The organism is Streptomyces sp. MBT65 (assembly GCF_016612545.1).
Classification (GTDB): domain Bacteria; phylum Actinomycetota; class Actinomycetes; order Streptomycetales; family Streptomycetaceae; genus Streptomyces.
In genome coordinates this window covers 1-7,364 of the sequence record NZ_JAENRY010000477.1, presented here as the reverse complement: position 1 = coordinate 7,364, position 7,364 = coordinate 1, and the positions used below count along the sequence as shown (strand labels likewise).

3 protein-coding genes are annotated in these 7,364 nt (G+C 74.2%); 2 read left to right on the top strand and 1 reads right to left on the bottom strand.

All coding sequences use genetic code 11. The annotated features are described in order from the left end of the window. A partial coding sequence (locus JHN63_RS48555) for a 3' terminal RNA ribose 2'-O-methyltransferase Hen1 (RefSeq protein ID WP_200691534.1) occupies positions 1-1,273 on the bottom strand: 1,273 nt, incomplete at its 3' end. A gap of 200 nt (positions 1,274-1,473) precedes the next feature. Here JHN63_RS48555 and JHN63_RS48550 point away from each other — a divergent pair. Both JHN63_RS48550 and JHN63_RS48545 read left to right on the top strand, forming a co-directional pair. Next, positions 1,474-4,833, top strand: coding sequence for an FtsX-like permease family protein (locus JHN63_RS48550; protein WP_234478833.1), 3,360 nt, complete (start codon positions 1,474-1,476; stop codon positions 4,831-4,833). After that, positions 4,830-7,364 (top strand): hypothetical protein (locus JHN63_RS48545; RefSeq protein WP_307782169.1); only part of this gene is annotated, 2,535 nt, incomplete at its 3' end. The genes JHN63_RS48550 and JHN63_RS48545, both read left to right, overlap by 4 nt.

Genomic DNA, 7,364 nt, shown 5'->3' with positions numbered 1-7,364 from the left:
GTCCGGCGGGGAGGGTCTCCCAGCGGACGTTGTACTCGACGTTCGGGGTCGTGACGACGACCGTCCTGGGGCGGGCGGCGCCGAACACCGCGTACTCCAGGGCCGGCAGCCGGGGCAGGTCGAGGTGTTCGACGACCTCGCTGAGCACGGCGGCGTCGTAGCCCTTGAGGCGCTTGTCGGTGTAGGCGAGCGAGCTCTGGAAGAGCTGGACGCGTGCGGCCTGCCGCTCCCCCATGCGGTCGAGCTTCAGGCGGCGGCCGGCGATGGTGAGCGCCCGCATCGACACGTCGGTGCCGACGATCTCCGTGAACCGGGTGTCCTTGAGCAGCGCCTGCACCAACTGGCCCTGTCCGCAACCGAGATCGAGCACGCGGGCGGCGCCGGACGCCTTGAGCGCCTCGAGGATCGCGTCCCGGCGCCGGACGGCGAGCGGGGTCGGCTTCTCCTCGGCCTCCGTCTCGTCCGCGACGGCGTTGTCGATCTCCTCGACCTCGCTGTCGTCGGCCTCGGCGAGCCGTACCAGTTCCAGGCGCTCCATGGCCTCCCGGGTGAGGGACCAACGGCGGGACAGATAACGGCTGGTGATCAGCTTCTGCTCGGGGTGTGTGGGCAGCCAGCCCTCGCCGGCCCGCAGCAGTTTGTCGACCTCGTCGGAGGCCACCCAGTAGTGCTTGGCGTCGTCGAGGACCGGGAGCAGGACGTAGAGGTGACGCAGCGCCTCGGCGAGGGTCAGCGTCTCCGATTCCAGGACGAGGCTCACGTACCGCGAGTCGCCCCACTCGGGGAACTCGGTGTCCAGCGCGACCGGTTCGGCGGTGACCGTCCAGCCGAGCGGCGCGAAGAGGTTCCGTACGAGATCGGCACCGCCCCTGGCGGGCAGCGCGGGCACCTCGACGCGCAGCGGCAGCGGCTCGGCCGCGCGCTCGGGGCGGGCGTTGCACACGCCCCGCATGGCGCTGGAGAAGACCGCGCTCAGTGCCACGGCGAGGAGTGAAGAGGCCGCGTACGGGCGGTCGTTGACGTACTGCGCGAGCGCCGCGTCGGGCGCTCCGCCGCGCCCCTTGCCCTTGCCGCGCCGGACCAGCGCCACCGCGTCGACCTCCAGCAGCAGCGCCGCCGTACAGCGCGCGGGATCCGCCTCGGGGTAGAGGACGTACGCCTTGCCGTAGGAGGTGGAGAACGCCTGCGCCTTGTCGGGATGCTTGTGCAGCAGGAAACCGAGGTCGGTGGCGGGGCGTTCGGGAGTGCCGGTGGTACTGATCGTCAGGAACACGGTGGGTATGCCTCGAAACGTCTACGGAGCCTCTGAGCTGGGAAGGCGCGCCATGAGGGGACTCGGGGCGCCCGCCCAACGTACAGCGAACATCCCTGACGTACTCAGGCATTTTCCACGTCCCGGGCCGGAGCGGGATCGGCGATTGTTGTGCCGTCAGGGGCATCGCTGGTAGGACTGTGGCGCGCCGTAACCGTCACATGTTCGATTCCGCGGGGGTTCATGTGGTCGCCACGGCCTTGAGGCCCTCCTCGCGACGGGGGCTGCCCGTGGTCGCCCGGCGGGCCACGCAGCACGGGCTGGTGCTGGCCGCCGTGTCGGTGACCGTGTTGTTGTGTGCGACGGCGTTGGCCGCGCTCGCGGCGCTGGCGGGGAGTTCGGTGCAGGCCGGGGCCGTGCGGCGGCTGGCCGGTGACATCGGGGCGCAGGTGAACGTCAACGCGGCCTATCGGGCCGGGGGGATGGCCGTCGCCGACCGGGATGTGCGGGCCGCCGCGGAGCGGGTGTTCGCCGGGGTGCCGCAGCGGACGTATGTCGGGCTGCTGGGCACGTCGCCGGTGTCGGTGACGGGGATCGACGGGGTCGTGGGTCCGCCGCGCGGACCCGGGGCCAGCGGGCTGCATCCGGTCGCGGTGCAACACGGGGGCGGATTCGGGGAGTTGATGGCCGGGCGGTGGCCCGCCGGTACGGCCGACGCCCCGGCGCGCGCCTTCACCTCGCTGCCCGACGTGCCCGTCGCCACCGGGTCCACCGCGCCGGTCGACACGGCGATACCCGCCGCGCTGGCCAAACGCCTTGATATCGGGCCGGGTTCACGGCTGCGGGTGCAGGACGCCTTCAGTCGCGTCATGACACTGCGGGTCACGGGGGTCTTCCGGGCGTCCGGCGCGGTCGGGTTCTGGCCCGCCATGGCCGGGGATCTGACGGAGGGTCACACCGCCGACCAGGGCCTGTTGGTGGTCTCGCCCGCCGCGCTCAACGGCAGCGCCGTCCTGAACGGGCATCTCACGGCCCACTGGAGTGTGCAGCCCGACCTCTCCCGGCTCGACGCGGACGGCCTCGCCGGGCTGCGCGACCGGCTGCGGGCCTTCTCCGGCAGCCAGAGCGGTGTGTCGGTGTTCGGCGGGCGGCAGCCCTCCCTCGCCGACCTCACCGTGGCCTCCGGACTGCCGGGCGCCATCGACGACTTGACGGTGCCGACAGTCGCGGCCCGCTCCTCGCTCTATCTGCCGAGCCTGCTGCTGGCGGTCCTCGCCCTGGCCACCCTGGTGCTGGCCGCCCGCCAGCTGACCGAGCGACGACAGGACGAGCTGGCCCTCCAACAGGCCCGGGGCGCGGGGACGTTGAGGCTGCTGCGCGGTGCGGGAGCCGAGTGGGCGCTCACCGGCATCCCGGCCGCCCTCGCCGCGCCCTTCCTGGCCGGGCTGCTGCACCCCGGCAGCCGGGGCGCCGACGCCTGGGCGGCCGTAGGGCTGACGCTGTTGGTGCACGCCGCGGCGGTGCTGCTGCCCGTGCTGCCGTCGGCGGGACCGCGGGCGGGGCGGGGTGCGCGGGCCGCCGCCGCGCAGCGGTTGGGGGTCGATCTGGCGCTGCTGGCGGTGGCGACGCTGGGGTATCTGGAGCTGCGGCGGCACCACTCGCTGATCGCCGACGTGGGCTCCGGCAGCGCGTCCGTGGACCCTGTGCTGGTCCTGGTGCCGACCCTGGTGGCCGGCGCCGGCGCACTGCTGTTGCTGCGGCTGCTGCCGCTGACCTCGCTGCTGCTGGACGCGTTCGGGCGTCGCAGCCGAGGGCTCGTACTCGCCCTGGCGGGTTGGCAGTTGAGCCGGCGGGCCGCGCGCAACGCGGGGCCGGTGGTGCTGATGTGCCTGGCCGTCTCGGTGAGCGCCTTCGCCACCACCGCGCTCGCGAGTCTGGGCGGGCTTGCGTCGGAGGAGGCCGCGTTCACCGTCGGCGCGGACGTACGGATCGACCCGTCCGCGGACGACGGCTACCCCTCCGCCGTGCTGGCCGCCGCCTATCGCGCGCTGCCGGGGGTGACCAGGGTGGCACCGGTGACGCAGGCGACGGTGAATCTGCCCGGCGGCACCACCGAGAACCTGGTCGGCACGGTCGGCGGGCCCGCTCCCCGCACCCCGTCACCGGTCGTCCTCGGGGTACCGCTGCCCGGGCGTCCGACCGCGCTGCTGCTGGACGAGCGGCTGCGCAGCGACGGCAGCCGGGTGGCGCCGGGTCTGGAGCTGACCGTGCAGGACGCGGCCGGTCTCGTCAGCGTCGTACCGGCACGGCTGCCCGCCGCCGACGGGGCCCGGCACACCGTCGTGGTCCCGCTCGACGTGGCGCTGAGCGACGGGCATCCGCGGACGTATCCGCTGACGGTGACCGCCGTCGGCGTGCTGCCGCAGCCGGACCTGCGGCCCGCCCGGCTGGACCTGGAACTGATCCGGATCGGCGCGCGGGAAACTGCCAACTCCACAGACACCGCGGGCACTTGGGTCTCCCGGCTGCCCGGCGGGCAGGTCTGGTCCGACGGTACGGATCATGCCGCCGACGCCACCGAGGGCGCGTGCAAAGGGAAGATGACCGACAGCTACATGCCCGGCAGCCCCGGGGTGTGCTCGATCGCTCCCGGCGGGTCCGGGGTACTGCGGACCACCGTGAGCACCGGCATCCGACCCTCCCGCGCCGTCTCGGACTCCCTCGGCGGGCTGTCCGAGAGCGACTACGCCACCCGGTCCGGCAGCCAAGTGCGGCTCGTGGCGGGCCCGTTGAACGGTCCGGCACCGCTTCCGGTGCGCGCCGAGGCCTCGACGCTGCGGGCCGCGCGCCTGCACGTGGGCAGCACCACCACACTCGATCTGGGCGGCGGCCGGATCACCGCGAAGATCGTGGGCAGCGTCGACCCACCGCCCGGACTGGGCCGTGGCCAGGGGCACTTGATCGCCGACCAGCGCCAACTCGCCACCGCGCTCACGCTGGCCGGTGCCGACCGGCAGGACCCCGCGTTCTGGTGGCTGAGCAGCACCGACAGCGCGCGTACGGCGGCCGCCGTCGAGGCGCAGCCCGCGCTGGGCAGTGTCACCACCGCGGCACGGACCGCCGCGTCCCTCCAGGCCGACCCGTTCCGCGCGGGGCTGCGCCGGGTGCTGGAACTGGTCCGCCGGCTGGCCCCCGGTTTCGCGGTCATCGCCTTCACCGTGCACGCGGTGGTCTCCACCCGGCAGCGCCGCAAGGAGTTCGCGCTGCTGAGGGCGATCGGCGTCCGCGCCTCCGGCCTGTCCGCGCTGCTCGGCGCCGAACAGGTGGGTCTCGCGCTGTTCGCGGTGGTCCCGGGGGCGCTGATGGGCCTGGCCCTGGCCTCGGCGGTGCTGCCTCTGGTCACCGTGGACGACAGCGGACAGGCCCCCTATCCGCCGCTGCCCCGGATCACTCCCTGGGCCACCGTGACCCTGACCGCGCTGGCGACGGCCCTGGCCATCAGCGCGGTGGTCCTGATCCTGGCCCGGCTGCTGGCCCGGGTGGATCTAGTGCGGGTGCTGCGAGCGGGGGAGGACCGGTGAGCCGTACGGCGGGACAGGGGCCGAAGGGACGAGCGGCCGTGACCCGGCGGCTGATCCGCGAGGAGTCCCGGGGCGATCTGCCGATGCTGGCCTGTCTGGCCGTGCTGGTCCTGGTGCTGACGGGGCTGTGCGCCTGGGCCCCCGTGCTCGCGGGCCGGCAGGAGGACCGGGCGCTGCGGCAGCGGGTCGACGCGGCGCAGGCCCAGGCGCCGCTGATCAGCCTGAGCACCACACCGGAGGTCTTCAACACCTCACCCCCGTCCATGGACATGGCCACCCTGCTCGCCGCCGGCCGCACCCTCACCCGGCACCTCGGCGGCTCCGCCGCACGGCACCTGTCCTTCACCGGCGGCAGCTACGACTACGACCCGGCGGCCCTGCTCTCCCCCCGGCCACCGGGCCCGAGGAACACGAGCGTGAACCTGACGGTCAGTCATCTGCCGTCCACGCAGGCCCACTTGCGCTACGTCAGCGGTCACGCGCCCGCCGATCACACGCCGTTGACCACCGCGCCCCAGATCGGACTGTCGCAGGCCACCGCGCGGGCGCTGGGCGTCCGGGCCGGCAGCCGGCTGAACGTGGAGTTCCCGAAGACGCCCGGGGCCCAAAGCAGCGCACCCGACGCGGAGTTGGTGGTGAGCGGGGTCTACCGCACCACGGCCGCGAGCGACGGCTTCTGGACCGGCCGGGAGACCCTGGACCAGCCCTCGCGCTACCCGGCGGAGCGTTCCACCGGCACGGTGCTCGCCGTCCGGGGTCTCGTCGGCCGTGACGCCGCCGACCTGTTGGCGGGCGCCGGGGTGGGCGGCCCCCGGGTGACCTGGCAGCTGCGCGCCGACCTGTCCGGGGCGGCGCTCGACCGGGCCCGCGCGCTCACCGGGCCGCTGTCCCACTACGGCGCCGATCTGAGCGCCGCCCTGTGTCAGGGCAGCGACTGGGTCACCGGCGACATCAGCTGCCAGGTCGACGGCCAGTCCACCCAGTCCCTGCTGGTGACCGACTCCCTGACGCCCTTGCTCACCGCGTTCACCGCCCAGGACGAGCAGGCCCGAGCCCTGGCGACGTACGCCGTCGACGCGCTGGCTGCGGTCGCACTGGCCACCGTGGCGGTCGCGGTGCGGCTGCTGCTCCGCCGCAGGCACGCGCATCTGCGCTTGCAGCGTGCGCGGGGCGCGTCCACCGCGCGGCTGGTGCTGTTGCGCTGCGCCGTGGCCTGGCCGGTGGTGCTGATCGCCGCCCTGTTCGGCTGGGCGGCGGGCCGGGCCCTCTCCCCCACCGGCACCTCCGGATCGCCGCAACCGCTGCCCGCCGCGCTCACCACCGCGGCGGTGCTGCTGACGGTGCCCCTGATGACCTGGCTCGCGGTCCGCGAACCCCGCCGCCCCGGCCGCCTGCGCCGCACCCGACGGAAGACCGCCGTGGGCCGCCGCGCGGTCCTGGAACTCACGGTGCTGCTCACGACGGCGGCCGGTGTGGTCGCGCTCCGCGCTCAGGGCCCCGATGGGATTCTGGGCGCGGTACCGGTCCTGGTGGCGCTCTCCGTCGTCCTGATCCTGCTGCGCGTCTATCCGCTCGTCCTGCGCCTGGTGCTACGGCGGGCCCGGCGCGGCCGGGGTGTGGTGGGCTTCGTCGGGGCGGCCCGGGCCGCGCATGACGCCCCGGCGACCGGACTGGCCCTGTTCGTGCTGGTGTTGACCCTGGGCACGGCGGTGTTCGGCGGCCTGGTGCAGCGTACGGTCGACGACGGTCTGGCGACCGGGGCGGCCTGGACCACCGGCGCGGACGCGAGCGCGACGGTGGCGGGGACGGCGACCCCCGCCGGGACGACTGCCGTCGCCCCCAACGGAATTCGGACGGCCCTTCAGCATCTGCGCACCCTCGACCTCGCGGGGCAGGACGACGGCGCGGCGGTCTCCCAGGTCGCCGTGATCACCGTCGATCCTCGTCAACTGGCCGCCGTGGCACCGGAGTCGCCGTTGGCCCGTGCCCTGTCGGCCGGGCTGACGACTCCGCCCGGCCAACGGGTCGACGCGAGTGTCCCGCTGCCGTCCTTCCTCTCCCCCGACCTGCGGGCGCGCGAGCGCATCGGTGGCTTCACCACCACCGTGGTGACCCAGGGACAGCCCCCGGTGAACCTGACCCTCAAGCCGGTCGGCACCCTCACCACCGCCGAACTGCGCGACCCCCTCCTCGGCCCGGTCACCGCGCAACTCCCGCCGGGAACACCGCTGTTGATCACCATCGCCGGCGCCGAACACCTGCTGGCGGAACAGGCCTCGGGCAGTACCGTCCTGCTCCTCAAGGGCGACGGGCCCAAGGCACAGCCTCAGGCACTGCGGTCGGCGGCGGCCAAGGCGCTCGGGCCGCTGGCACAGATTCGCGTCCGCTCCGAGACGCTGAGCACGCTGCGCGCGGACGGCCTGACGCAGGGGCTCGGCATGATCTACACGACCGGTTCGGTCCTGGCCGCGCTGTCCGGCCTGCTGGCGCTCGCCCTCGAACTGACCCTCAGCTCCCAGGAACGCGGCCGC